This window comes from Ruegeria sp. C12 (assembly GCF_056537745.1).
The window spans coordinates 877,303-901,268 of sequence record NZ_JBQFSA010000001.1 but is presented as its reverse complement, the minus strand read 5'-3'; the positions used below and the strand labels follow the sequence as shown (position 1 = coordinate 901,268).

23 protein-coding genes are annotated in these 23,966 nt (G+C 60.8%); 9 read left to right on the top strand and 14 right to left on the bottom strand.

The window, feature by feature from the left end:
- The first annotated feature begins 27 nt into the window (after positions 1 to 27).
- Positions 28 to 519 carry a DUF2244 domain-containing protein gene (locus ACR0C9_RS04195; protein ID WP_480780446.1) on the top strand — a complete coding sequence of 164 codons (492 nt, stop codon included), beginning with the start codon at positions 28 to 30 and terminating at the stop codon, positions 517 to 519.
- 23 nt (positions 520 to 542) lie between these two features.
- On the opposite strand, the gene ACR0C9_RS04190 is transcribed toward ACR0C9_RS04195, so the two are convergent.
- A complete protein-coding gene (locus ACR0C9_RS04190; RefSeq protein WP_170517930.1) occupies positions 543 to 1,028 on the bottom strand; it encodes a GatB/YqeY domain-containing protein in 486 nt (161 codons plus the stop codon).
- A 183-nt stretch (positions 1,029 to 1,211) separates the two neighbouring features.
- Here ACR0C9_RS04190 and carA point away from each other — a divergent pair, with 183 nt between their 5' ends.
- Positions 1,212 to 2,378, top strand: a complete 1,167-nt coding sequence (gene carA / locus ACR0C9_RS04185) for a glutamine-hydrolyzing carbamoyl-phosphate synthase small subunit (protein ID WP_170451420.1) — start codon at positions 1,212 to 1,214, stop codon at positions 2,376 to 2,378.
- A gap of 81 nt (positions 2,379 to 2,459) precedes the next feature.
- On the top strand, positions 2,460 to 4,340 hold the full coding sequence (locus tag ACR0C9_RS04180; RefSeq protein ID WP_480780445.1) for a glycosyltransferase: 1,881 nt from the start codon (positions 2,460 to 2,462) through the stop codon (positions 4,338 to 4,340).
- A gap of 3 nt (positions 4,341 to 4,343) precedes the next feature.
- On the opposite strand, the gene ACR0C9_RS04175 is transcribed toward ACR0C9_RS04180, so the two are convergent.
- Entirely contained in the window at positions 4,344 to 4,991 is a 648-nt protein-coding gene (locus ACR0C9_RS04175) for a GntR family transcriptional regulator (protein WP_170451424.1), read from the bottom strand.
- A gap of 100 nt (positions 4,992 to 5,091) precedes the next feature.
- On the opposite strand from ACR0C9_RS04175, the gene ACR0C9_RS04170 reads away from it, so the two are divergent.
- The 3 genes from ACR0C9_RS04170 to ACR0C9_RS04160 all read left to right on the top strand — a co-directional run bounded on the left by ACR0C9_RS04170 (position 5,092) and on the right by ACR0C9_RS04160 (position 7,342).
- Positions 5,092 to 5,736 carry a pyrimidine 5'-nucleotidase gene (locus tag ACR0C9_RS04170; RefSeq protein ID WP_480780444.1) on the top strand — a complete coding sequence of 215 codons (645 nt, stop codon included), beginning with the start codon at positions 5,092 to 5,094 and terminating at the stop codon, positions 5,734 to 5,736.
- Positions 5,737 to 5,822: 86 nt separating this feature from the next.
- The gene (locus ACR0C9_RS04165) at positions 5,823 to 6,071 is read left to right on the top strand and encodes a hypothetical protein (protein ID WP_170451428.1); all 249 of its coding nucleotides are present in this window, start codon (positions 5,823 to 5,825) and stop codon (positions 6,069 to 6,071) included.
- A gap of 74 nt (positions 6,072 to 6,145) precedes the next feature.
- Entirely contained in the window at positions 6,146 to 7,342 is a 1,197-nt protein-coding gene (locus tag ACR0C9_RS04160; RefSeq protein ID WP_480780443.1) for a UbiH/UbiF family hydroxylase, read from the top strand.
- A gap of 31 nt (positions 7,343 to 7,373) precedes the next feature.
- Here ACR0C9_RS04160 and ACR0C9_RS04155 read toward each other — a convergent pair whose 3' ends face one another.
- On the bottom strand, positions 7,374 to 8,501 hold the full coding sequence (locus ACR0C9_RS04155; protein ID WP_480625877.1) for an aminotransferase class V-fold PLP-dependent enzyme: 1,128 nt from the start codon (positions 8,499 to 8,501) through the stop codon (positions 7,374 to 7,376).
- Between the two features lie 232 nt (positions 8,502 to 8,733).
- Here ACR0C9_RS04155 and ACR0C9_RS04150 point away from each other — a divergent pair, with 232 nt between their 5' ends.
- Positions 8,734 to 9,435 carry a GntR family transcriptional regulator gene (locus ACR0C9_RS04150; RefSeq protein ID WP_480708042.1) on the top strand — a complete coding sequence of 234 codons (702 nt, stop codon included), beginning with the start codon at positions 8,734 to 8,736 and terminating at the stop codon, positions 9,433 to 9,435.
- A gap of 6 nt (positions 9,436 to 9,441) precedes the next feature.
- Here ACR0C9_RS04150 and ACR0C9_RS04145 read toward each other — a convergent pair whose 3' ends face one another.
- Positions 9,442 to 9,900 carry an Lrp/AsnC family transcriptional regulator gene (locus ACR0C9_RS04145; protein ID WP_170621615.1) on the bottom strand — a complete coding sequence of 153 codons (459 nt, stop codon included), beginning with the start codon at positions 9,898 to 9,900 and terminating at the stop codon, positions 9,442 to 9,444.
- On the bottom strand, positions 9,897 to 10,352 hold the full coding sequence (locus ACR0C9_RS04140) for an Lrp/AsnC family transcriptional regulator (RefSeq protein ID WP_170621614.1): 456 nt from the start codon (positions 10,350 to 10,352) through the stop codon (positions 9,897 to 9,899). Before ACR0C9_RS04140 ends, ACR0C9_RS04145 begins: the two co-directional genes overlap by 4 nt.
- A 131-nt stretch (positions 10,353 to 10,483) precedes the next feature.
- On the opposite strand from ACR0C9_RS04140, the gene ilvC reads away from it, so the two are divergent.
- Complete coding sequence (ilvC, locus tag ACR0C9_RS04135) at positions 10,484 to 11,506, top strand: ketol-acid reductoisomerase (RefSeq protein WP_170451439.1); 1,023 nt, start codon at positions 10,484 to 10,486, stop codon at positions 11,504 to 11,506.
- Between the two features lie 48 nt (positions 11,507 to 11,554).
- Here ilvC and ACR0C9_RS04130 read toward each other — a convergent pair whose 3' ends face one another.
- On the bottom strand, positions 11,555 to 12,010 hold the full coding sequence (locus tag ACR0C9_RS04130; protein ID WP_170451441.1) for an SRPBCC domain-containing protein: 456 nt from the start codon (positions 12,008 to 12,010) through the stop codon (positions 11,555 to 11,557).
- On the bottom strand, positions 12,007 to 12,318 hold the full coding sequence (locus ACR0C9_RS04125; RefSeq protein ID WP_170451442.1) for a metalloregulator ArsR/SmtB family transcription factor: 312 nt from the start codon (positions 12,316 to 12,318) through the stop codon (positions 12,007 to 12,009). Before ACR0C9_RS04125 ends, ACR0C9_RS04130 begins: the two co-directional genes overlap by 4 nt.
- Positions 12,319 to 12,397: 79 nt before the next feature.
- Here ACR0C9_RS04125 and ACR0C9_RS04120 point away from each other — a divergent pair, with 79 nt between their 5' ends.
- Positions 12,398 to 13,300: a DMT family transporter gene (locus tag ACR0C9_RS04120; protein ID WP_170621613.1), complete on the top strand. Its 903-nt coding sequence runs from the start codon at positions 12,398 to 12,400 to the stop codon at positions 13,298 to 13,300.
- Here the strand turns inward: ACR0C9_RS04120 and glmM are convergent.
- The 7 genes from glmM to glyS form a co-directional block, all read right to left on the bottom strand.
- A complete protein-coding gene (gene glmM, locus ACR0C9_RS04115; protein WP_170451446.1) occupies positions 13,297 to 14,640 on the bottom strand; it encodes a phosphoglucosamine mutase in 1,344 nt (447 codons plus the stop codon). The two genes, ACR0C9_RS04120 and glmM, sit on opposite strands and share 4 nt — an antisense overlap.
- 33 nt (positions 14,641 to 14,673) lie before the next feature.
- Positions 14,674 to 15,672, bottom strand: coding sequence for a dihydropteroate synthase (folP, locus tag ACR0C9_RS04110; protein ID WP_170451448.1), 999 nt, complete (start codon positions 15,670 to 15,672; stop codon positions 14,674 to 14,676).
- Positions 15,669 to 16,589 (bottom strand): dihydroneopterin aldolase, encoded by a 921-nt coding sequence (locus tag ACR0C9_RS04105; RefSeq protein WP_170517894.1) that lies wholly within the window; start codon positions 16,587 to 16,589, stop codon positions 15,669 to 15,671. Before ACR0C9_RS04105 ends, folP begins: the two co-directional genes overlap by 4 nt.
- Positions 16,590 to 16,690: 101 nt before the next feature.
- Positions 16,691 to 18,064: a multicopper oxidase family protein gene (locus ACR0C9_RS04100; protein WP_480780442.1), complete on the bottom strand. Its 1,374-nt coding sequence runs from the start codon at positions 18,062 to 18,064 to the stop codon at positions 16,691 to 16,693.
- 73 nt (positions 18,065 to 18,137) lie between these two features.
- A complete protein-coding gene (locus tag ACR0C9_RS04095) occupies positions 18,138 to 18,779 on the bottom strand; it encodes a cell wall hydrolase (RefSeq protein WP_480780441.1) in 642 nt (213 codons plus the stop codon).
- Positions 18,780 to 18,965: 186 nt separating this feature from the next.
- Positions 18,966 to 21,527 carry a putative PEP-binding protein gene (locus ACR0C9_RS04090; RefSeq protein WP_480780440.1) on the bottom strand — a complete coding sequence of 854 codons (2,562 nt, stop codon included), beginning with the start codon at positions 21,525 to 21,527 and terminating at the stop codon, positions 18,966 to 18,968.
- A gap of 68 nt (positions 21,528 to 21,595) precedes the next feature.
- Positions 21,596 to 23,962, bottom strand: a complete 2,367-nt coding sequence (gene glyS, locus ACR0C9_RS04085) for a glycine--tRNA ligase subunit beta (protein WP_480780439.1) — start codon at positions 23,960 to 23,962, stop codon at positions 21,596 to 21,598.
- Between the last annotated feature and the right edge of the window lie 4 nt (positions 23,963 to 23,966).

The window sequence follows — 23,966 nt, the reverse complement described above, 5'->3', positions numbered from 1 at the left end:
GACCGCAGACTGCGCTAGGTTTCGGCCATGCCGTATCAATGGAATCAAACCTCGGACACCGAACAGGAACTGCGCCTGTGGCCGCATAATTCATTGCCGCCGCGCGGTGCGATGATTGTGATCCTGTCTGTCTTCCTGTTCGGCCTAATCCCGATACTGGCCATGCTGGGGTCAGTCGTCCTGTGGGGTTTGCTGCCGTTCTTGCTGCTGACCGTATTGGGCCTGTGGCTGGCGATTCAAACGAACTACCGCGCCCGCAGTGTTTGGGAGGTCCTGACGCTGGACGGAAACCAGGCCCGGCTGATCCACCAAACACCGGGCAGACAGGCACAGGAATGGTCCTGTAACCGCTATTGGGCGCGGCCCGAAATGCACAAAAAGGGCGGGCCGGTGCCGCACTACGTCACCCTGATCGGAGACGGGCGCGAGGTCGAGATTGGCGCATTCCTGTCCGAGGATGAGCGCATCACCCTCTATGACGATCTGGTGCAGCGACTGCGCGGACCCGCCGCGCAGTAAGCGTTTCAATTCTGATTATGAGTTCAGCAGCCGCCGTTCGATGCGGCGCACAGATGGTCTTTGACCATCGGACCCACCTTGCCGAAATCCATCTGGCCGGTATAGCGGGTCTTCAATTCGCCCATCACCTTGCCCATATCACGGATCGAACCCGCGCCAGTGGCTGTGATCGCGGTCTGAATCGCCTTCGTCACCTCATCGTCGTCCAGCTGTTTGGGCAGGAATTCCTCAATGATCGCAACTTCGCGCATTTCACGCTCGGCCAGGTCCAGGCGTCCGCCCTCTTCGTAGGCGCGCGCGCTTTCCTTGCGCTGCTTGGTCATTTTACCAAGGATTTCAAGAACCTCAGCATCGCCGCAGCCTTTCGCCTCTTCGTTCTCGGAAGCACGGGACGCAATATCCCGGTCTTTGATCGCAGCGTTGATAAGGCGCAAGGTCGACAGACGCTCGGCCGCTTTGTCTTTCATTGCTTGCTTCAGGGCGGTGTTCACCCGTGATCGCATGTCCATTTGGTTTGTCCATCCCCATGACAACGGAACCCCGAACATATCTAAACAAAAAGCGTGACACAACAGGGCACGGACACAGCTAACCCATTGAAAAACAACAATAGCCGAAAATTTGAACACACTTGACCAAAGCGGTTAACCCCCTTAGGTATGCGCCGATTTACCCTGTAGGAGAGTTGCGCCATGGCCCAGAACGCCCCGTCCAAGCCCACCGCATGTCTGGCATTGGCCGACGGAACGCTGTTTTACGGCACAGGCTTCGGCGCAACCGGCCAGACAGTGGCCGAGCTGTGCTTTAACACCGCCATGACCGGGTATCAGGAAATCATGACAGACCCCTCTTATGCCGGGCAGATCGTCACCTTCACCTTCCCCCATATCGGCAATGTGGGCGTGAACCCCGAAGATGACGAAACCGGTGATCCGGTGGCCGCGGGCATGGTGGTCAAGTGGGACCCGACCGAGCCGTCGAACTGGCGCTCGGCCGAAGAGTTGAAAACATGGCTGGAACGGCGCGGTCGTATCGCGATTGGCGGCATCGATACCCGCCGCCTGACCCGCGCCATCCGTCAACAAGGCGCGCCGCATGTGGCGCTGGCGCATGACCCCAAGGGTAATTTCGATATCGCCGCGCTGGTTGCCGCCGCGCGCGGTTTCGCCGGGTTGGAAGGCATGGATCTGGCCAAGGACGTCACCTGTGCCCAAAGCTACCGCTGGGACGAAATGCGTTGGGCCTGGCCCGAGGGGTATGCGCCGCAGAAGGCACCCCAACACAAGGTCGTGGCGCTGGATTATGGTGCGAAACGCAACATCCTGCGCTGCCTCGCCTCGGCTGGTTGTGACGTAACCGTACTGCCCGCCACCGCGACCGCTGCCGAAGTTCTGGCGCACGAGCCTGACGGCGTGTTCCTGTCCAATGGTCCCGGCGACCCGGCGGCAACCGGCGAATATGCCGTGCCGATGATCAAAGAGATCCTGAACAGCACCGAACTGCCCGTCTTTGGCATCTGCCTCGGCCACCAGATGCTGGCGCTGGCGCTGGGTGGTCAGACCATCAAGATGAACCACGGCCACCACGGTGCAAACCACCCGGTGAAAGATCTGGAAACCGGCAAGGTCGAGATCACCTCGATGAACCACGGTTTCGCTGTCGATGCCGAGACCCTGCCCGACGGTGTGGTCGAGACCCATCGCTCGCTGTTTGACGGCTCGAACTGCGGTATCCGCATGACGGACCGACCGGTCTATTCGGTGCAGTACCACCCCGAGGCCTCGCCCGGCCCACAGGACAGCTTCTACCTGTTCGAACGCTTCGCAGCCGCCATGGCGGACAGAAAAGCGCAGGCGTAACTGGCGCAAAGCCCGGGGTTAACCCGCTGTTAACCTAGATTGATCAACCCTGACGGCAGGTCACTGCGTCAGGGTTTTTTAATGGTTGAATTGAATCTTCAGGATTTTACCACTGCCGCCCCGATCCCCCCTCAAGGGCAACGCAAACCGTTGGGCACCTGCCTGATCGAACAAGGTGCGATTTCGTGGGAGCAGTTGGACCAGGCGCTGCATCTGCAATCCCAGCAAAAGGCCCCGCTGGGCGAAATTCTGGTTGGCGAAGGCTGGGTCAGCCGCGCGGATGTCCTGACCGCCCTGTCCGCGCAAAGCGGATGGCAAATCGCCGATCTGGACAAGATCCCGCCCGCACCCGGCTTGTGCGATTTCAAGCAGGTTGAATTCTGGCTGGCCCATAACGTCATACCATGGATGCGCGTCGGCCCGCTGCTGTTGGTTGCCACTGCACGCCCTGATCGCTTCCCGACCGTCACTGCCGAGATGCAGGATTGCCCCTACGCCGTCCTTCCGGTTCTGGCCGCACCGGATCAGATTGATCGCGCGATTGCCCGTCAATTCTCGCAGGTTCTGGCCGAAGCCGCCGAGACCCGTGTGGATGAGGCGCAAAGCTGCCGCACCTGGACGCCCCGGTCGCGCATTGGCCCTGCGGTTCTTGTTCTGGGGCTAATGGCGGTTTTTGCGGCCCTTCCCCAGCTTGGACTTGCCGCCCTGCTGATCGCAGCCGTCGCAACCCTGATCCTGTTCATGACCTTGCGGATATCAGGCGCGCTTACTTTTGTGCTGGGAAAAATCAAACCACCCAAAACCGATCCCGGTTGCACGCCCGTTTCGCTGCGACAGCCTTGCGTGTCGATCATGGTGCCCTTGTATAAGGAGCGTGAGATCGCAGGCGCCCTGATCAAACGTCTGCAACGGCTGACCTATCCCAAAGCCCTTCTGGACGTGATTTTGGTGCTGGAGGAACGCGATGACGTCACCCGCGAAACCGTCGAGAAAGCCGACCTGCCAAGCTGGATTCGCACCTTCGAGGTGCCCGCACTAAACGGGCTGACAACCAAGCCGCGTGCAATGAACTATGCGCTGGATTTCTGCCGGGGCGATATTCTGGGGGTCTGGGATGCCGAAGATGCACCCGAGCCAGATCAGATTGAGCGGGTGGTGCAGCATTTCACTCAGGCCCCGCCGGATGTGGTCTGTCTGCAAGGTATGCTGGATTACTACAACCCGCGCACCAACTGGCGTTCGCGCTGTTTCACGATCGAATACAACTCTTGGTTTCGGGTGATCCTGCAGGGCATCGCGCGCCTTGGGCTGGTCGTGCCCTTGGGCGGAACAACCTTTTTCTTCCGGCGCGACAAGCTGATCGAACTGGGCGGATGGGACGCGCATAACGTCACCGAGGACGCCGATCTGGGCGTACGCCTCAGCCGCGCGGGATACCGGACCGAGATGGTCGAGACCACCACCTATGAAGAGGCCAACTTTCGCGCCTGGCCCTGGGTCAAGCAGCGCTCACGCTGGTTGAAAGGATTCATGGTCACCTATCTGGTGCATATGCGGAACCCGGTTGGCCTGTATCGCGAACTGGGAGCGCTCAGGTTCGCGGGCGTGCAGGCGTTCTTTCTGGGCACGTTGGGTCAGTTCCTGCTGGCCCCGATCCTGTGGATGTTCTGGCTGTCCGCGCTGCAACTGCCCAACCCGATGCAAACCCTGCTGACGGCACCGGTGATGACCACGCTGCTCTGGCTGTTTCTGGCGGCTGAGTTGATCAATATGGCCGTCGCCATGCTGGCGGTGTCCGCCCGGGAACGTCGGCATCTTTTGCCGTTTGTGCCGACGATGTGCTTTTATTTCCCGCTGGGCGTCCTCGCCGCATATAAGGCGTTGTGGGAGCTCGCAATCTGCCCGTTCTTTTGGGACAAAACCCAGCATGGGCAGGCCGAAGAGGACCTGCCGCAAGCCTGAAGGTTAAGACTCACGCCGCACCGCGTCCTGCTTGAGACGGGTCATGAAGGCGATCGAGATATGGTCCTTCAGCGCCCGCCCGGCTGCTTCTTCGTCACGTGCAGCGATGGCTTCGACGATCCCCTTATGCTCGCTCTGCGCAATTTCGCTGCGCCCCTGCGCCGCCAGCGACGTGGTTGCCATCAGGGCCATGGTACGATGTACCAGATCCAATTGCTGAACCAGATAGCGGTTGTGCGAGGCCAGATGGATCTGCTCATGAAACCGCCGGTTCGCCCGTGACAAGGCCGAGGGATCATCGACCAGTGCATCATCCTCGGCCACCATTTCCTGCAGCACGCGGATCTCTTCCTCGGTCGCGTGTTTCGCGGCCAGGCGCGCGGCCAGCCCCTCAAGCTCGCGCCGCACGACATACAGTTCGGCCATCTGGTTGTGGTCCAAAGACGCCACAATCAGCGACCGCCCGTCCCGCTCCAGCAGCGACTGAGTCTCCAGCCGCTGCAACGCCTCGCGGATGGGGGTGCGCGAGACACCGAACCGCTCGGCCAGTTCGCTTTCGACCAGACGGTCACCGGGTTTGTAGACGCCCACATCGATGGCTTCGAGAATCAGGCTGTAGGCATCTTTGTTGGACTGTCGGGATTGGGGCATGGGGTGTTGTCTCTCCTCGTTCGGCCATGTCTATCCGTGTCCGGGGGCCGCAATCAAGTGTAGCATTGAAAACCCAGCCGTCGCGCCCTACACCGACATCATGGTCAAACCTGCCTTTAGCCACGTCACCCAATGGGTGTTCGATCTGGACAACACCCTGTATCCGCCGCATATGCGCCTGTTCGACCAGATCGAGGTGCTGATGACGGATTATGTCGTGCAGGCCATCGGCGTGGACCGGGCCGAGGCCGACCGCCTGCGCAGCCACTATTGGCGCGAATACGGTACAACTCTGGCCGGGCTGATGGCCGAACATGATCTGGACCCCGACCCCTATCTGCACGCGGTCCATCAGGTCGACATGAGCCATATGGACACCGATGCCGAGCTTGCCGCCCATATCCGCGCCCTGCCCGGTCGGCGCATCGTCTACACCAACGGCAGCGCCCCCTATGCGGAACGGGTGCTTGAGGCGCGCGGGCTAACCGGTCTGTTTGACGCCATCTATGGTGTCGAACATGCAGGTTATCGCCCCAAGCCGGAAAAAGCGGCCTTTCAGGCGATCTTTTTGCAAGATGGTATTCAGACCGAAAAGGCCGCCATGTTCGAGGACGATCCCCGCAATCTGGCAGCGCCGCATGAGATGGGAATGCGCACGGTTCACGTCGCGCCGGACCCGCATGAGGCCGATCACATCCACCACCATACGGATGACCTAACGGCATTCCTGGCCCGCCTGCGGTAGGCTGTCACACTGCGACGATCTGCATATTCTGCAGCTGCACAATCATCCATATATGCCCGTCTGCGACGAACAGAACGGAGACCCCAATGAGCGCGACCCTGATGCCGCAGCGCCTGCCGATTTGGCAACGCCTGCTTTATGCAATCCCCTTGTTTGGCTGGATGGCCCGCGACGTGGCCGATGGCGAGCCCGAGGATTTAGGCTATACGGCCGCCGCGATCTTCAGCATGTGGGGCTGTTCTGCCCTGCTGTTCGGCCTGCCCGGTCTCTACATCCCTGCCGTGATGATGGTGCCGGTGATGTTTCTGATCCTGATCCTGATTTCACGCGGATAGGACACGGGACAGGATGTCACTTGGCGCAGGCGCGGGAACCGCACTAGGGTCTGCCGGGAACGGAGACAAGTGCCATGACTGACAGCTGTGACATCCTGATTTCCGGCGGCGGAATCGCTGGCCTGACCGCCGCCGCCGCCTTTGGGACCGCCGGGTTCAACGTGATCTGCGTTGATCCGACCCCGCCGATCACTGAACGCGACGTCGATGGGTCGGACCTGCGGACCACCGCCTTCCTGCAACCCTCACGCGGGTTGCTGGACCAATGTGGTTTGTGGGCCCGGCTTGATGCCCACGCGGCCCCGCTGCAAGTGATGCGCATCGTCGATGCGGGCGGAGACGTCCCCGAACCGCGCGTTGTGCGCGATTTCAACGCCTCGGACATTTCGGAACAGCCCTTTGGCTGGAACCTGCCCAACTGGCTGCTGCGGCGCGAAATGGTGGCGCGGCTGGCCGAGCTGCCCAATGTCGATTTCCGCCCAGGCACTGGCACCGTCAGCCTGTTCACCCGCACCGCCGAGGCGCGCGTTGGGCTAAGCGACGGCAGCCGCATCCGGTGCAAACTGGTCATCGCCGCCGATGGGCGAAACTCTACGATGCGCGAGGCTGCCGGGATACCCGTCCACACTACGCGCTATGGTCAGAAAGCGCTTGCTTTTGCGGTAACGCATCCAATTGCGCATGAAAACGTCTCGACCGAGATCCACCGGTCTGGCGGGCCGTTCACATTGGTACCGCTGCCCGACTGGCAGGGTCAGCCCTCATCCGCCATCGTGTGGATGGAACGCGGGCCGCGCGCGGTGGAGTTGCTGAACCTCGACACCGAGGCCTTCGAGGCCGCGATGACGGAGCGGTCCTGCGGGTTGTTCGGGCCGTTGAAACTGGCCTCACGCCGGACGATCTGGCCGATCATCAGCCAATCGGCCGCGCGCCTGTCAGGCGAACGCATCGCCCTGATGGCCGAGGCCGCGCATGTGGTGCCGCCCATTGGTGCGCAGGGTCTGAACATGTCCTTGGGCGATCTGCGATCCCTTCTGGACCTGGCACAAGCCCGGCCTGACGGGTTGGGCGATGAACAGATGCTGGATGCCTACCACAAGGCCCGCCATGCTGAGATCGAGCTGCGGGTGAAAGGCATCGACCTGTTGAACCGCACCTCAATGCTTGAGGCGCGGCCGCTGCGCGATGCACGCGCCTTGGGGCTGAACGCGCTCTACTCCATGGGACCGGTGCGCAAGACGCTGATGCAAATGGGCCTCGGCGTGCGTTAAGCGGCAAGGCGGGCTTCAGCCCGCCACCCGGTCACAGAACCTGATCCAGCACCCGTTTCAGACGCGCAATTGTGCCGTCCACATCATACAGTTTGTCGAGGCCGAACAGCCCCAGGCGGAACGTGCTGAACCCGGCAGGTTCGTCACATTGCAACGGCACGCCAGCGGCGATCTGCATCCCCAAAGCGGCGAATTTCTTGCCATTCTGAACCTCGGGATCAGCCGTATAGCTGACCACAACGCCCGGCGCGCCAAAACCATCCGCGGCCACCGAGACAACGCCCTTCTCCTTCAACATCGCGCGTACGCCATTGCCCAAAGCCCATTGCGCGTCGCGCAATTTCTCGAACCCGTATTCCTGCGTCTCAAGCATCGTGTCGCGAAACGCCGTCAGGGCATCGGTCGGCATGGTCGCGTGATAGGCATGGCCGCCGTTCTCATAGGCCTGCATGATCTGACGCCATTTCTTCAGATCGACCGCAAAACTGTCGGACTCGGTCTCTTGCAACCGCGCTTCGGCACGCTCAGACAGCATGACGAGGCCCGCGCAGGGCGACGCGCTCCACCCCTTTTGCGGGGCCGAGATCAACACGTCCACGCCGGTCGCCTTCATATCAACCCAGGCGCAGCCTGATGCGATGCAATCCAGAACCATCAACGCACCAACCTCATGCGCGGCAGCTGCCATGGCGGTCACATAATCGTCGGGCAGGATCACGCCCGCCGCTGTTTCGACATGGGGTGCGAAGACCACGTTGGGGCGCTGCTCGTGAATGGCAGCAACCACATCTTCAATCGGAGCGGGCGCAAAGGGGGACGGGCTGGTATTGCCGGTTTCCCGCGCTTTCAGAACGGTAACCGATCCGGTCAGCGCGCCGCTTTCGATGATCTGGCTCCAGCGATAGGAGAACCACCCATTGCGCACCACCAGAACGTTGGCACCACGCGCGAACTGACGGGCCACGGCCTCCATCCCGTAAGTTCCGCCGCCGGGAATGATGGCAACACCGTCGGCATTATAGACCTCGCGCAGCATGCTCGAGACATCGCGCATAACCTTTTGAAACTTGGCCGACATATGGTTCAAAGAGCGGTCGGTGAAGACAACCGAGAACTCTTCAAGACCATCCCGGTCCACGGTTTCCAGCAATGCAGGCATTCAGTTTCCTTTCCAGAAGTCGTTCCCCAAAGCCAGGCCCAATTGCCCTGTCTGATTCCGGCGTACACTGCCACGAAAGTGACCCTACGTCACGAAAAACAAAACCGAAATATTTAGACCAACTGGTTCGAAAACATCAAAAATGACGCCAATTAGAGTCACCTCCCCTTTACACTTCTACTTGCTTCTGAACAGATGCATACACTTTATGCTTGAAGGGAAAATTCAACCCGTGACTCACCAAAAGCGGATCAGCTTCCAGGTCGTTCGTGACGAAGTGAAACGACGGATCGAAAGCCGTGTGTGGCCACAAGGCTCGCTTTTGCCGACGGAAACGCAGCTGGCCGAAGAATTCAACTGCGCGCGGGCCACCGTGAACCGCGCGCTGCGGGAACTGGCCGACCAGGGCTTTGTCGAGCGCAAGCGCAAAAGTGGAACGCGGGTCAAGAAAGAGCCCAGTAAACACGCCAGGCTGGAACTGTCGCTGGCCCGGCAGATGATTGAAAACCAGAACGCCGCATACCGCTATGCACTGGTCGAGCGTAATGTTGTGCCCAGCCCCGGTTGGCTGGCCTCGCAACTCAGCGTTTCGCCCGAGGCCCGTGTGCTGCACGTGATCTGCATGCACTATGCCGACAACCGCCCCTTTCAGCTTGAGGAACGGTGGATCAACATCGCAGCCGTTCCCGAGGTGGAAGAGGCCGATCTGAGCGCGCACGGCCCCCACGAATGGCTGCTGAACGCTGCCCCCTTCACCGAGGCCGAGGTCGCCTTTTGCGCGATTTCCGCTGACAGTCGTCTGGCCGAGTTCATGGGCACCACCGCCGGAACCTCGATGATCCAGATGGAGCGGACGACGTGGAAGGATGAAAACCCGATCACCTTCGCCCGCATGACCCACCATCCCGGCTATTGCGTTCGCACGAAATACTAGGCGCGATCAGCCTATCGGACCGGGCAGGCGTTCTTCGCTCAGCAAGACATTGGCCTCGACATCCCCCGCGCCGGGCAACGTCATGATCCGTCGGCGCAGGACCCGTTCGAAATCGGACAGGTCACGCGCCACTACGCGCAGACGGTAGTCATACAGCCCCAGCACATGCTCGACGGTCTGCACTTCGGGAATGGCGCTGACAGCGCGTTCGAAGTCTTCCAGACTGACCTGTCCCTTGCGCGCCAGCTTCACGCCCAGAAAGACAGTGACGCCAAAGCCCAATGCCTCGGCATTCAGGCGCAGACGGCGGCCTTTGATGACCCCCGCCTCTTCCAGCCTGCGGATCCGCCGCCATGTGGCGGGTTGCGACAGCCCCAGCCTGCGCCCCAACGCTCCGGCGCTTTGCGTTGCATCCTGCCGCAAGGCCTGCAGGATCTTTCGGTCTGTTTCGTCCAGCTCGATCATACCGGCAGCACCTCATCTCGTTTGACCCGTGCGATATGCATCAGCGCTTCGATGTCTGCGATATGCGGCAAGGTCAGGATGCGGTCGCGATAGAGTTGCTGGTAATGCGCCATGTCCTTTGCCAGAACCGACAGCCGCACATCCACGCGGCCCAGAAAGGTCTGGATCTCGATCACTTCGGGCACATCGCGCGCCGCAGCCGTGAATTCGTCAAACGCGCGCGCCTGCGTCTTGTCCAATGTGACCCGCAGCGACACCTCGACCGCATAACCCAGTGCAACCCAGTCTATCACCGCCTCCTGCCCCTCGATGATCCCGGCGGCCTGCATCTTTTCGATACGACGCCAGCAAACACCTTGCGTGATCCGGCACCGCTCGGCCAGTTCGGCGTTGGACAGGCTGGGATCAGCCTGAAAATGGCGCAGAATACGTCTGTCGAGGTCATCAAGCATAGATTTCTCATCATTCGGCCAAATGAAGAATAGTTCTTCATCTTTTTTATAAATACTCAACTTCAATACGCTCGCCAATCGCAAAACACCCGGGTAAAAGCGCAGCAATCGAAACAGAAAGGACCGGCAAAATGCGCGTCTATTACGATCGCGATTGCGACATCAACCTGATCAAAGACAAAAAAGTGGCCATCCTGGGCTATGGTTCGCAAGGTCACGCCCACGCGCTGAACCTGCGCGACTCGGGCGCAAAAAACCTGGTCGTCGCTCTGCGCGAAGGCTCTGCCTCGGCCAAGAAAGCCGAAGCCGAAGGTTTGCAGGTCATGGGCATCGCCGAAGCGGCAGCCTGGTGTGACGTCATCATGTTCACCATGCCCGACGAACTGCAGGCCGAGACCTACAAGAAATACGTGCATGACAACATCAAGCCCGGTTCGGCCATTGCATTTGCCCACGGCCTGAACGTTCACTTTGGCCTGATCGAGCCGAAAGAAGGCGTTGACGTCATCATGATGGCCCCCAAAGGCCCCGGTCACACCGTGCGTGGCGAATACGTCAAAGGCGGCGGCGTGCCCTGTCTGGTGGCCGTTGACACCGACGCAACCGGCAAAGCGCTGGAAATCGGCCTGTCCTACTGCTCGGCCATTGGTGGCGGCCGTTCGGGCATCATCGAAACCAACTTTCGCGAAGAGTGCGAAACCGACCTGTTCGGTGAGCAGGCCGTTCTGTGCGGCGGTCTGGTTGAGCTGATCCGCTGCGGCTTTGAAACCCTGGTCGAAGCAGGCTATGCGCCCGAGATGGCCTATTTCGAGTGTCTGCACGAGGTGAAGCTGATCGTTGACCTGATCTACGAAGGCGGCATCGCTAACATGGATTACTCGATCTCGAACACTGCCGAGTACGGCCAGTACGTCACCGGCCCGCGCATCCTGCCCTACGAGCAGACCAAGAAAGCGATGAAAGAGGTTCTGAACGACATCCAGCAGGGCAAGTTTGTCCGCGACTTCATGCTGGAAAATCAGGTCGGCCAGCCGACCCTGAAAGCTTCGCGTCGCGCCAATGACGAGCACCTGATCGAAGAAACCGGCGCCAAGCTGCGCGGCATGATGCCGTGGATTTCGGCTGGCAAACTGGTCGATCAGGAAAAGAACTAAGTCTGATATCCATCAGCACTGGGGCGGCCTTTAACGGGCCGCCCTTTTCTATGCAGCGCATGCTGTCGCAAAGCACTCGCCCAACACAAAATCCCAGCCCGAATCGTAACCGCCTCGCTTGTCTGCGGCGGCTTCGGCCCAGACCTCCCAGCCGGAATGGGTCAGGGTCACTTGAGTTTGGTTCGCACCGACCCTTTCAAACGCGACATCAACCCGCGTGGGGGTGTCCTTGTTGGTGCCCGGATGCCAGGTGAAGGCCAGGCGGTGCCCCTCTTCATATTCCAACACCGTGCCCCAATCGGCCCTTTCGCCGTCATACATCGTTTCGAACACTGCGCCACCAACCCAAGGCTCGATCGTGACGGCCAGCGCCGGTTGTCCCTTCGAGGCCGACACCGCGTGACCATCCATCGGCCACCAGCTTGCGATGCGATGCACAAAGACCTCAAAGGCGCGATCCGGCGCGGCGTTCACAACCACGGTTTTGACGATTGGATCAGTCATGTATCTCGCCCTTCCCGATTGATCTCTGTCGCAAAACTGTCCAGCACATCCGACCAGTATCGATCCAGCCAGGCGCGCATTTCTGCCAAGCCGTCAGGCCGGGCAAAGTAAATCCGGCGCGTCCCTTCCGACCGGCACCCGACCAATCCCGCATCCGACAGAACCTTCAGATGCTGCGACACCGCCGGGCGGCTGACAGGTAGCGTGTCAGCCAGAGCCCCAACCGCGCAGGGCCGGGCTGCAACTGCTTCGAACACTTTCCGACGAGTCGGGTCGCCCAGAGCGGTAAATGCATCTTGGTAAGCCATTACTTACGGTAAGTAAAAACTAACGCTTTGTCAATCTCGGGCGCGTGACATCGGCAAAATCAAAGGATATGGGGGGTTTATGGTGCAAGAACCCGATTACCGCGACTGGAGCGGCGTCCTGACACTCGGCCTCATATGGGGCGGTACGTTCATGGTCGTGGCCATGGCGCTGGAAGGCTATGGGCCCGTCACAGTGGCAACGGCGCGCACAACGCTGGGTGCGGTCACCCTGCTGGGCCTGATGGCAGCCACTGGTCGCAGGATACCCGGACCGGACCGCGCCCTATGGGGCGCAATCGTCATCATCGGGCTGTTGTCGACCGCAATTCCGTTCATGATGCTTAGTTGGGGCCAGCAATACGTGCCCTCGGCCTTCGCAGGCCTGTCCATGGCGGCGATCCCACTGATGGTGCTGCCGCTGGCGCATTTCTTTTCGGATGAGCCGATGAATGCGCGCCGCATTTTCGGGGTCTCTCTCGGCTTTGCCGGGGCTCTGGTTCTGATCGGCCCCGGCTTGACCCAGATCGGCCAAGGGTTCGAACCGTTGGCGCAACTCGCCTGTATCGGGGCGGCGCTGTGTTACTCGGTGGCTTCGATCTTCACCCGTCGTTGCCCGCCCATTGACCCTGTCACGCTGGCCGCGCTGACGCTGGTCGTCGGCGCAGTATGCCTGGTGCCGCTGATGTTGGTGACCGAAGGCCTCCCAACATGGGAAGGCACGCGCCCGGGCCTTGCGATCATCATCCTAGGCCTTTTGCCCACCGCCTTTGCCACGCTTCTGCGCGTATCGATCATTCGCAGCGCAGGGTCGGTCTTTCTGACACTGGTCAATTATCAGGTGCCAATCTGGTCGATGGTGTTCGGCGCATTGGTCCTATCCGAGGCCTTGCCCCTGCGTTTCTTCATCGCACTGGCCATGATTCTGACCGGACTGGCCATCAGCCAGTGGTTCAGTCTGCGAAAACTGCTGACCGGGCGCTAGCCTGTTGCGGCTTCGACCTCGGACACGATGCTGTCGACGACCTGAGACAACAGCGCGTCATCTTCGCACTCGGCCATCACCCGGATCAACGGTTCCGTGCCGGATTTTCGGATCAGCAAGCGGCCCTGCCCGTTCAGGCGCGCCTCGGCATCGGCAATGGCAGCTTTGACGCTTTGCGCTTCAAGCGGCATTTGCCCCTCGCCATAGCGGACATTCTTCAACAATTGCGGCACGGTCTCGAATTGCTGCGCCAGATCCGAGGCTGATCGCCCGGACAGTACCATCTCGGCCAAAAAGTGCAGCCCGGCCATCAAACCATCACCTGTGGTGGCATAGTCGCTCATGACGATATGGCCCGATTGCTCACCACCCAGATTGAAACCGCCTTCACGCATCCGCTCGACCACATAGCGGTCGCCGACGGCCGTGCGTTCCAGACGCAGGCCTTGCGATTGCAGGTGACGCTCCAATCCGAGATTGGACATGACAGTCGCAACCAGCGCGTCGCCTTTCAACTGACCGGATGCAGCCCAAGCCGAGGCCAGCAAGGCCATCAGCTGATCGCCATCGGCCACGTCACCGTTTTCATCGATAACCACAACGCGGTCGGCATCCCCGTCCAGACAGACCCCCACATGCGCGCCATGCGCCACCACGGTCTCGGCGGCAAGCTGAGGCTTGGTCGATCCGCAATTGAGGTTGATGTTCTTGCCGTTCGGCGCGACACCGACCGGGATCACCTCGGCGCCCAATTCCCACAATACCTCGGGCGCAGTGCGGTGCGCCGCGCCGTTGGCGCAGTCGATCACGACTTTCAAGCCATCCAGCTTCACATCGCGGGGCAGCGAGGATTTGATCCGCTCGCCATAGCGAAACCGGGCATCGTCCACGCGGCGCGCGCGTCCGATATTCTGGGCCTGCGCGGGTTTAACGCCTTCCTCGATCAGCCGTTCGATTTCCAACTCGGCCTGATCGGACAGTTTAAACCCATCGGGCCCAAAGAACTTGATGCCGTTATCTTCCGCCGGGTTATGACTGGCCGAGATCATCACGCCCAGATCGGCGCGCATGGATTGGGTCATCAGCCCAACGGCAGGCGTCGGTACCGGCCCCAGCAGCAGCACGTTCATCCCCGTCGAGGTCAAACCAGCAGTCAGCGCGTTTTCCAGCATATAGCCCGACAAGCGCGTGTCCTTACCGATCACCACACGGTGCACGCCCGAGGCATCGCGACGGAAATACCGCCCCACGGCGGCCCCGATGCGCAAGGCCATTTCCGCTGTCATCGGATGTGTATTGGCTGTGCCCCGCACACCGTCAGTTCCGAACAGCTTGCGCATCTTCTACCCCTCACAAAAATGTTTGCGACCGGATTACCGGACCGCAGCCCATAGACGCAAGGCCTGAGCTGTCTCGGCCACGTCATGCACGCGAATGATCTGCACACCTTGGGACAATCCGTCCAGAGCAAGGGCAATTGATCCCGGAGCGCGCGCAGTTTTTTGCGGCTCTTTCCCGATGGACCCGATGAACCCCTTGCGCGACACGCCCAGAAGGATCGGACAGCCCAACCCGTGAAACAGGCTGAGGTTGCGCAGAAGGTCCAGATTGTGCTGTTCGGTTTTGCCAAAGCCGATACCCGGGTCGACAATGATCAGATCGCGGCTCAGACCCAGTGTTTCCAGCCGCGCGATCTGACCTTCGAGGAAATCGTAAACATCCAGCACAACGTTGTCGTATTCGGGATTGTCCTGCATCGTGGCCGGGTCGCCTTGCATATGCATGACACAAACCGGCGCGCCCAATTCAGCGCAAAACGGCGCGAGGTCCGGATCGAAGGTAAAGCCCGAGACATCGTTGACCAAACCTGCCCCGGCGGCGCAGGCGGCCTTGGCCACTGCGGCCTTGCGGGTGTCGATTGAGATCAAGGCTTCCGTTTCCGCCCGAATCGCTTCGATCAGCGGGCGCGTGCGGGCGATCTCTTCCGCTTCTGGGACAAAATCTGCACCGGGGCGGGTCGATTCTCCGCCAATGTCCAGAATGGTCGCGCCTTGCGCCACCATGTCAGCGGCCCCTGCCCGCGCACCCTCGACCGAGCTGTGAACGCCGCCATCCGAAAAGCTGTCAGGTGTCGCGTTCAGGATGCCCATGATATGCGGCTGCGCCATGTCCAGACCGGATATTGCTGCACGCTGGCGGCTGAGGCGTTGCAAAACATCGGCTGGAATTTCAGCCGCCGGGACGACCTTGGGCGCATCCAACCGCGACAGGGCTTCCGCATGTGTGAACCACAACGCCTGACCGGCCAAAGACACTGCACCATCCGGGCGGGCCGGGCCGTGCTGAACCAGCGGTCGGTAATAATGGCTCACAACTGCGCCTGATCGACGGCGACGGCGCGCAGGGGCGTCTTGGGTTCTTTCGGCAGCTCGCCACCGATCACCATCATCTCACTGGCTTCAAACGTCGCGGCAAACCACGCGGCCAGAGCAACCGCGTCCGACGGCGCGGCGGATGGGCCGTCCACCGCATCCAGAACGATCTTGGACGGGGCCCAGACGCAGATCTGGCCGTTTTTCATGGCCCAATCCAGCTCGGTCCGAGTCGAGACGACGACACAGCGATGATCCCGCGCGGCCAGAACCCAGGCGTTTTGTTCGATGGACAGCAGATCGATCCGGCGCTGCGTCATGGCATGGCCGGTCTGCGGCGCAGCCAGATCCGAGGCCCCGACGCACAGGATCAGCGGGCGCTGACGATTTTCCAGCTGATCGATCCAGCCTTTCAGATTGCCCGACGCAATCGCGTCATTGGACAGGAACACAAGGCGCGGATGCGGGCGTTCTTCTTCAACAACGTCATGATGAACGGCGTCCTTGCCGCGTACGATCTCTACCCCCAGCGCGCCGGGACCCCGATCCAGCTTTTCGATCCGCACGAAAACCCGAACGGCCTGAGGTTCCAGCAGGATGCGCTCGGCCACGCGCTCGGCGAGCGTTTCAAGCAGGTTCAGGCGTTCAGCCGCCAGTTCATAGGCGATGGCCTCGGTCACGCGGTCATAGGACAGGATACGGTCCACATCGTCGTCAATATCCGAGGTCAGCGGGCGCACCTCGACCACGATGTTAAAGCAGATGCGCTGCGTCGTGCCGCGCTCGGCCTGAAAGGCCCCAATTTCAACCTCGACAGTGTGGTCACGCAATGAGATGCGATCCAACGGCCCCCGGGGCGAGGTCGCCTCGGACCGCTCGGACGGGTGCGCAAAGGCAAGGCGGATTTCAGAACTCATGGGTCAGGCCTTCTCGGGCTTGCAGAACAGTTCGCCTAATTTAGGCGGTCCGAGGGGCTATAACACTCACACAAGCGCCATTCCAGCCGCTGATTGCGGCGTCAGGTGACGCGAAACCAACTCATCATACCCGCGGCGGCATGTCCCAGCATATGGCAATGCAACAGCCAATCACCGGAATTATCGGCAAATAACGCGATTTGACGGGTTTGTCCCCTCTCGATCAGAACCGTATCGCGCCACGGACCCAACGCGCCATCGTCCAAAACAAGCCGAAAGTGGTGGCCATGCAGGTGCATCGCATGGGGGAATGCGGTTTCGTTCACGAACTCGATCCTGTGAAGGCTACCCAGAGACGCATCGAGAAAAGGATCCGACGGACGTTCGGCATATCCGTTCAATGCCCAGAACCGCCCCAACTGCGCCAACTCGCGCCCTGACAGGTCGGTCTCACCAATCCGAGCGCTTTCCAACCACCTCATAGCCCCGCCCTGCAGACGCATTCGATGCAGCGGGGCATCGTCAATCCCAGCGATTTCCGGCAGGGGATTAGGCGGTAGCGCGACTATGTCCGTCCGTTGAGCGTTGGCGGACGGACCGCCGATGTCGAAACGCGCCAATCCAAATGCCCCGTCGCGTTCAACACTCACAAGGCTTGCGGTCGGCCCATCAGCCACAACGTCAACGATCAAATCCGCCCTTTGCGCCGGGGCCAGTGGCAAGGACCCGCTCAAGGCAAGCGGCACTTCCAGCGGCATCCCGTCCAGAGCGACAATCCAGCCCGCAAGGCCATCCAAGTCCAGATCGTAGATCCGAGCGTTCGAGGCATTGATCAGCCGAAGCCTGAGCCGTTCGTTTCGACGCACCGGCAAGGCCGGATCGAACGAGCCGTTAACAGTGACTGTGTTTCCGAGGCGTCCGGCATGGCTCAGGTCGTGGCCGTTGTTGAAATCGTCGGTAATCTGAGCTGTTTCCGGGTCGAGCCGCCAGTCATCCAGCATCAGGATCAGATCTTGATCGACATCCGGCGGTACGGCCTCGTCAACGATCAAAGGACCGTATAGCCCGCGCGCCACCTGCTCTACCGATCTGTTATGGGCGTGGTACCAAAAGGTACCCGCATCGGGGACGACAAAATCGTATTCGAAAGCCCCGTCAGCTTCGACGACGTCTTGCGTCAAACCGGGTACACCATCCATCGCGTTGTCTATTCGAATTCCGTGCCAATGAACCGAAGTTGGCTGCGGAAGTCTGTTCACAAAGCGTTGCTGGACGCGCGTACCCTGATTGTATCTGAGCGTCTTGCCCGGAACCGAGCCTCCATAGCTCCAGACTTCGGTTTCAGGAAACCCTTCAGGCGCAAGCTGTTGCCTGGAAACACGTGCCTCAAGATGCGGGGCGTTCGCCCTGACCGCAGCCGGCAAAAGCGAAGCCGCCGCAGCGGTTTGCAAAAATCGTCTTCTATTGAATGGCATTACGGGCCTCCTGGCCCGCAATATAGACTGCAACTCGCCCCGCGCCATCAAGCTTCCAGCGCGGGTGCGTCAATCAGTTGCTCGCTGTCCGGTAGTTGTGGCGGTAGAAGATGTGCACGCCGATCCGCGCGGTCTGCTTGTAGACGCGTGACCAGGATGGGCGCACCGCTGTCGTGTGATAATGGGTCGCGCCTTCGGTCAGTTCCTTTGAAATCCCGTCCATCGCGGCCCGCGCGACTTTCGACACACGCTCAAAGGCTTTCTTTTCGTGGATCACCTCTTTGCGGCCATCGCAGGTATAGGTGAACTGGCACTGGTATTTCTTCCCGGTGCCCTGACTGATCACACCGCACAGGCTGTCAGGGAAACGGCTGCTTTTGACCCGGTTCAGGATCACTTCAGCCACAGCAAACTGTCCCCGCACGCTTTCACCGCGGGCTTCGAAGTACAGCGCCTCGGACAGACACTTCCAGTTCTCGTCCCCGGTCGCTTTGGGTTGCTGATCCAGCCAGTCCTTCGAGTAGGAAACTTCGACCGGCGCAGCCGGCTTCCGAGGCTGGAACAGTTTGAAATAGTCACGGAAACTTTGCGCCGGCAATTCGTTGCGGGCGACAAGTTCTTCCTTGGCGGAATCGGTTGCTTCCCTCTCGGCGAAGGACGCACTTGGCAGCACGGTTGCTGCCAATGTGGCAACAGCCATTATGTAACGTAGCATCAGATAACCTCGCACAGGCACTTCTCGCGCCTAACCCTCCCCCGGCGGGCGCGACGAGGCATTTAGCGCAGTCCGGCGCAAACGTCCAGAACCGAAGGAAAAGCAAGTGGAAAATCGCTCGTGGGGAAGATTTTTTCCGCCACAAGTTCGCCTGAAACCCACTAATCCTTGGGTTAAATGGCGCTGTCAACCCCCAAGTCTGGACGAAATCGCCAGTTGAGCGGCAGCCAGCCGAGCGACTGGTACCCGGAAGGGGGAACAGGACACATAGTCAAAGCCAAGGTCCCGACAAATCGCGATTGATTCGGGGTTCCCGCCGTGTTCGCCACACACCGAAAGCGTCACATCGGGTTTCGCCAGACGCCCCCGTTCGGCCCCGAGTTTCAGCAACTCACCCACGCCATCGGGGTCCAGCACATGAAACGGATCTTCGGTGAACACACCCTGACGGACATAAGCCGACATGAAACGTCCTGCGTCGTCACGCGACAGGCCGTAGGTCATTTGGGTCAAGTCATTGGTGCCGAAGCTCAAAAAGGCGGTGCTGGGGGCGATTTCCTCGGCCCGCAGGCAGGCGCGCGGCGTTTCCACCATGACGCCCAGACGGTATTCAAACTCCTGCCCCTGCTCTGCCGCAACTGCCGCCGCGACCGAATCGATGCGGGATTTGACCAGTTCGACCTCGCGCTTGGCCGACACCAATGGGATCATCACCTCGGGCACCACGGGGGCACCGTTCTTGCTGGCCTCCAACGTCGCCTCAAAGATCGCGCGGGCCTGCATGTCATAGATTTCGGGCACGGTCACACCCAGACGCACACCGCGCAGGCCCAGCATCGGGTTATATTCGGTCATCGCGGCAACCCGGCGTTCCACATCCGAGACCGGCAAATCCAGTGCCTCGGCCAGTTCACGCTGGCCACTGCGGGTGGTCGGCAGGAATTCGTGCAAAGGTGGGTCGAACAGGCGGATACAGACCGGTTGACCCTCCATGATGCGGAACAGCTGCACGAAATCCTCGCGCTGCATGGGCAACAGACGTTCCAGCACAGCCTCACGCCCGGACGATGTTTGCGCAAAGATCATCTCGCGCATCACGATCAGACGGCCGGGATCAAAGAACATATGCTCGGTCCGACACAGACCAATGCCCTGCGCCTGAAAGTTCCGGGCGGTTTGTGCATCGGCTGGCGTATCGGCGTTGGCGCGTATCCCGATATCGCGCTCGGCGTCCGCCCAGCCCATAAGCGTTTGAAAACAATCGTCCAAAGCGGCTTCCAGCATCGCGGGTTGCCCCGCCAGAACCTGCCCCGAGCTTCCGTCAATGGTCAGCACGTCCCCGGTTTTGAACACCCGCCCATCCGGGGCGGTCAGCATTTTCTTCTTGGTCTGAAAGCGGATGTCGGACGCGCCGACGATACAGGGCAGGCCCAGACCACGCCCGATCACCGCCGCATGGCTGGTCATGCCGCCCTTCTCAGTCAGCACGGCCACAGCGGCGTGCATCCCACGCACATCCTCGGGCGAGGTTTCGCGGCGGACCAGAACACAGGCCTCACCCCGCGCCGCGCTGGCCTGCGCTTCGGCGGCGGTAAACACGATCTTACCGGTCGAGGCTCCGGGGCTTGCGCCAATCGCCATGGTCAGCACATCGCGCTCGGCCTCGGGATGGACCTGACGGTGCAGCAGCTCGTTCAGCGCGTGGGGATCAACCCGCATCACCGCCTCTTGCTGCGGGATGATCCCGTCTTCGGCCAACCGAACGGCAATCCGCATCGCCGCACGCGCGGACCGCTGCACACGCACACCGTCCAGAATGTGCACATGGCCGTTTTCAATCACGAACTCGACCTGCATTTCCTCGCGCAGTTTCTCGCGCATCAACGCGGCCTGCGCCTTCAGGTCGGCGAACGCCTTGGGGGCTACCTCTTCCAGCGACTGCCCCCGCGGGTCCTTCTCAAGATACAGCGCCGAGACACCTTCGCCCAGCGCATCGCGCCCCTGGCTCTGGCTCAGATATCGCCCCGTGATCTGGGGCATTCCGGTTGTGGAATCAACCAGTTGCAACACACCCGAGCCGCATTCACCCTGCCCCACGCCGGGGATCATTTCCTGAATGACCAGCCCAAGCCCCGCATCTGCTGGGGCCCCTTTGGCCTGACGCAGCAACCGGGCCGACGTTCCGTCCCATGCCCGCGCCATCGAGCGCAGAACGCCCACCAACTGCTCGCCCCGATCCTGCGGAAAGGCCTCGTCGGTCTCATCTTCATAGGCGCGCAGACTGTCCCGCAATCCGTCCATACCGACGGTATCGATATCGTCAAATACGTCGGCATCCAGACGCGCCACGTGAATGGCGTAGCTTTGCACAAATCGCAGCGACAAGGCTGCGGCGGCCTCGGACCCCATCTTTTCCGCGAAATCGCCGTATCGGGCTTCGTTCATACCAATATTCAGGATAGCCCCCGGACCGCCCCAATCCGGGTCTTCCGAACTGGGCCGCACGCACAACAGGGCGTCCTCGTCAAACTGGTCCAGAATGGCCCCGATATCCGGCACCTGCCCTTCCGCAATGCGGTGAACTGCATCGAAGGACAACGCCACCGTGCGGGGCACCGGCATCTCAAGCCGGACCAGACGTTGCAGACATTTCGCCCGCCCGCCATGGGTATTGGCAGCGATGGGCGCTTTGGGCGTGATGAGCGTGGTATGCGGGTTATTCTGCACTGCGGCACCTTTTGGTTTCACCGCAGCATAGGCAGCTTTACCCCTTGCGCAAGGGTGATCTGGGCGCGCTGAGGCGCGCGCCCGGTGTCTTAGCCTTCGATCCTGGTCAGATCGGCAACGCTGGAGCAGACCGTGCGGATCTGGCTCAGCAGGTTCAGGCGGTTGCGGCGGATGATGTCATTGTCGGTGTTGACCTGCACATCCTCAAAGAACGCATCCACCGGACCTCGCAGCGCGGCCATGGCGGCCATGGCGGTTGGGAAATCCTCGGCCTTCAGCGCCGGATCAATTTGCGCCTGCGCCTGATCGAGGGCTGCAAACAGCGCTTTTTCGCTGTCCGTCTCGGCAAATTTCACATCCGCGCCGTAGGAGTATTCGACGCCGTCCTTCTCTTCGGCCTGCGTCAGGACGTTGTTGGCGCGTTTGAAGCCCTGCACGAGGTTTTCGCCATCCTCGGTCTCAATCACCGCATTCAGAGCGCGGGCGCGTTTGACCAGCAGGTTGAGGTCGTCATTCCCCTCCATCGCGATACAGGCGTCGATGATGTCGTGGCGGATGCCCTCGTCGCGGAGGAAGACTTTGAGGCGGTCGTGGAAGAAGGAGAGGAGGTCGGCCTGCTTGTCAACAAGTCCTTTGGGCGTCGTCGCGGACCAAGGCATGTACGATGTTTCGGCCCGAGCACGTGCATCACGGCTAAAGGACGAATAAGGCCAGCCGAACTCGTCTTTATAGATACCCGCGACTCGATCCGCATCTGGCATAGCTTGCGTGTTGACAGTCTTATCCTCCGGCTGCCAGTTCAGCGACAAAGGCCGCCAACCTTCAGCGCGCGAGAACGCAAATTCGAAAGCTGCGCTTACATCCCGTTTGTTCGCATTCTCGTCAACGTAAGCCTGCATTGCTCGGACATAGGCCAGTTCTGGTTCTTGTCCGATTTCGATGGCCTTGTTGACAATATCTGTAATCGAAAGACCCAGCTTGTTCTCCAAAACCAACCGAATTACCCCCAACGCCGCGCGGCGCAGAGCAAACGGGTCTTTCGATCCGGTCGGCTTCTCATCAATCGCCCAGAACCCGGTCAGCGTGTCCAGCTTATCAGCCAGCGCCACGGTCACCGAGAGCGGTGCGGTCGGCACATCATCCGACGGACCCAGCGGCGAATAATGCTCCTTCGCTACAGCGGCCACGGCGGCATTTTCGCCTGCGGCCTCAATATAATAGCGCCCCATAAGCCCCTGAAGTTCTGGGAATTCATAGACCATCTCGGAGCTCAGATCGGCCTTGGCCAGACGCGCGGCTTTTTCGGCCTGATCCGCATCCGCTCCGGTCACCGGGGCCAGTTCGCGGGCCAGTGCGGCGATGCGGTCGATGCGCTCGGCCTGTGTGCCCAGTTTGTTGTGGAAGGTCACATTCTCCAGCGCGCGGGTCCATTGGGCGATGTCCGATTTGGCAACGCGCAGGTCGTTCTCCCAGAAGAACTTGGCATCAGCCAGACGGGCCGACAGAACCTTTTGGTTCCCTGCCAGAATGGTCGCGCCATTGTCAGCGGTCTCACGGTTGGCGACGGTGATAAATCGTTCGATCCGGCCGGTTTTGGGGTTCTTCACGGAAAAGAACTTCTGATGTTCTTTCATCGAGGTTTGCAGCACCTCGGGCGGCAATTCGAGAAATTCCTCATCGATCTGCCCCATCAGCACCACGGGCCATTCGACCAGCCCGGCGACCTCGGCCAGCAGGCCCTTATCCTCGACCACATCCAGACCGGCGGCAAAGGCCATGTTCTGGGCGTCGTTCCAGATATGCTCGGCGCGCTCGCTGGGCGACAGAACAACGAACGCGCGTTTCAGTTGAGCGGCGTAATCCTCAAAGGAGTTAACCGAGAACCGGGCCGGCGCCATGAAGCGGTGGCCAGCCGTGGTGTCACCGGCTTTGATTCCCTCGATCTCCAACGGCACGACCTGCGCGCCAGTCTCATCATTCAGAATGCATAGGATCGAGTGCAGCGGGCGCACCCAGCGCATGGGACCACTGCCCCACCGCATCGACTTGGGCCACGGGAAGTTGCGGATGGTCGCCTCAAGCACCTCGGCCACGATTTCAGCCGCCGGACGCCCGGCTTTTTCGATGGTGGCGAAATAGACTGCGCCTTTGGGTGTGTCACGTTCCTCAAGCTGATCACGGGTCAGGCCCGCGCCGCGCAGGAAGCCCTCGATCGCTTTGTCCGGCGCGCCGACCTTGGGGCCTTTGCGTTCCTCGCGGATCGTTGGACTTTCCGCCAGCAGCCCCTCGACCGCCAGCGTCATGCGCCGGGGCGTGGTCAGGGCGGCGGCCCCGGCATAGGTCAGACCGGCCTCGACCAGACCATCGGTGATCCGCTTTTTCAGGTCCTCACCGGCGCGGGTCTGCATACGCGCGGGGATCTCCTCGGAAAACAGTTCGATCAGCAGGTCGGGCATTTTC

Coding starts and splice junctions, on each gene's coding strand:
- ACR0C9_RS04195 (WP_480780446.1), top strand. CDS start 28: ATGCCGTATCAATGGAATCAAACCTCGGACACCGAACAGGAACTGCGC.
- ACR0C9_RS04190 (WP_170517930.1), bottom strand. CDS start 1,028: ATGGACATGCGATCACGGGTGAACACCGCCCTGAAGCAAGCAATGAAA.
- carA (WP_170451420.1), top strand. CDS start 1,212: ATGGCCCAGAACGCCCCGTCCAAGCCCACCGCATGTCTGGCATTGGCC.
- ACR0C9_RS04180 (WP_480780445.1), top strand. CDS start 2,460: ATGGTTGAATTGAATCTTCAGGATTTTACCACTGCCGCCCCGATCCCC.
- ACR0C9_RS04175 (WP_170451424.1), bottom strand. CDS start 4,991: ATGCCCCAATCCCGACAGTCCAACAAAGATGCCTACAGCCTGATTCTC.
- ACR0C9_RS04170 (WP_480780444.1), top strand. CDS start 5,092: ATGGTCAAACCTGCCTTTAGCCACGTCACCCAATGGGTGTTCGATCTG.
- ACR0C9_RS04165 (WP_170451428.1), top strand. CDS start 5,823: ATGAGCGCGACCCTGATGCCGCAGCGCCTGCCGATTTGGCAACGCCTG.
- ACR0C9_RS04160 (WP_480780443.1), top strand. CDS start 6,146: ATGACTGACAGCTGTGACATCCTGATTTCCGGCGGCGGAATCGCTGGC.
- ACR0C9_RS04155 (WP_480625877.1), bottom strand. CDS start 8,501: ATGCCTGCATTGCTGGAAACCGTGGACCGGGATGGTCTTGAAGAGTTC.
- ACR0C9_RS04145 (WP_170621615.1), bottom strand. CDS start 9,900: ATGATCGAGCTGGACGAAACAGACCGAAAGATCCTGCAGGCCTTGCGG.
- ACR0C9_RS04140 (WP_170621614.1), bottom strand. CDS start 10,352: ATGCTTGATGACCTCGACAGACGTATTCTGCGCCATTTTCAGGCTGAT.
- ilvC (WP_170451439.1), top strand. CDS start 10,484: ATGCGCGTCTATTACGATCGCGATTGCGACATCAACCTGATCAAAGAC.
- ACR0C9_RS04130 (WP_170451441.1), bottom strand. CDS start 12,010: ATGACTGATCCAATCGTCAAAACCGTGGTTGTGAACGCCGCGCCGGAT.
- ACR0C9_RS04125 (WP_170451442.1), bottom strand. CDS start 12,318: ATGGCTTACCAAGATGCATTTACCGCTCTGGGCGACCCGACTCGTCGG.
- ACR0C9_RS04120 (WP_170621613.1), top strand. CDS start 12,398: ATGGTGCAAGAACCCGATTACCGCGACTGGAGCGGCGTCCTGACACTC.
- glmM (WP_170451446.1), bottom strand. CDS start 14,640: ATGCGCAAGCTGTTCGGAACTGACGGTGTGCGGGGCACAGCCAATACA.
- ACR0C9_RS04105 (WP_170517894.1), bottom strand. CDS start 16,589: ATGAGTTCTGAAATCCGCCTTGCCTTTGCGCACCCGTCCGAGCGGTCC.
- ACR0C9_RS04100 (WP_480780442.1), bottom strand. CDS start 18,064: ATGCCATTCAATAGAAGACGATTTTTGCAAACCGCTGCGGCGGCTTCG.
- ACR0C9_RS04095 (WP_480780441.1), bottom strand. CDS start 18,779: ATGCTACGTTACATAATGGCTGTTGCCACATTGGCAGCAACCGTGCTG.
- glyS (WP_480780439.1), bottom strand. CDS start 23,962: ATGCCCGACCTGCTGATCGAACTGTTTTCCGAGGAGATCCCCGCGCGT.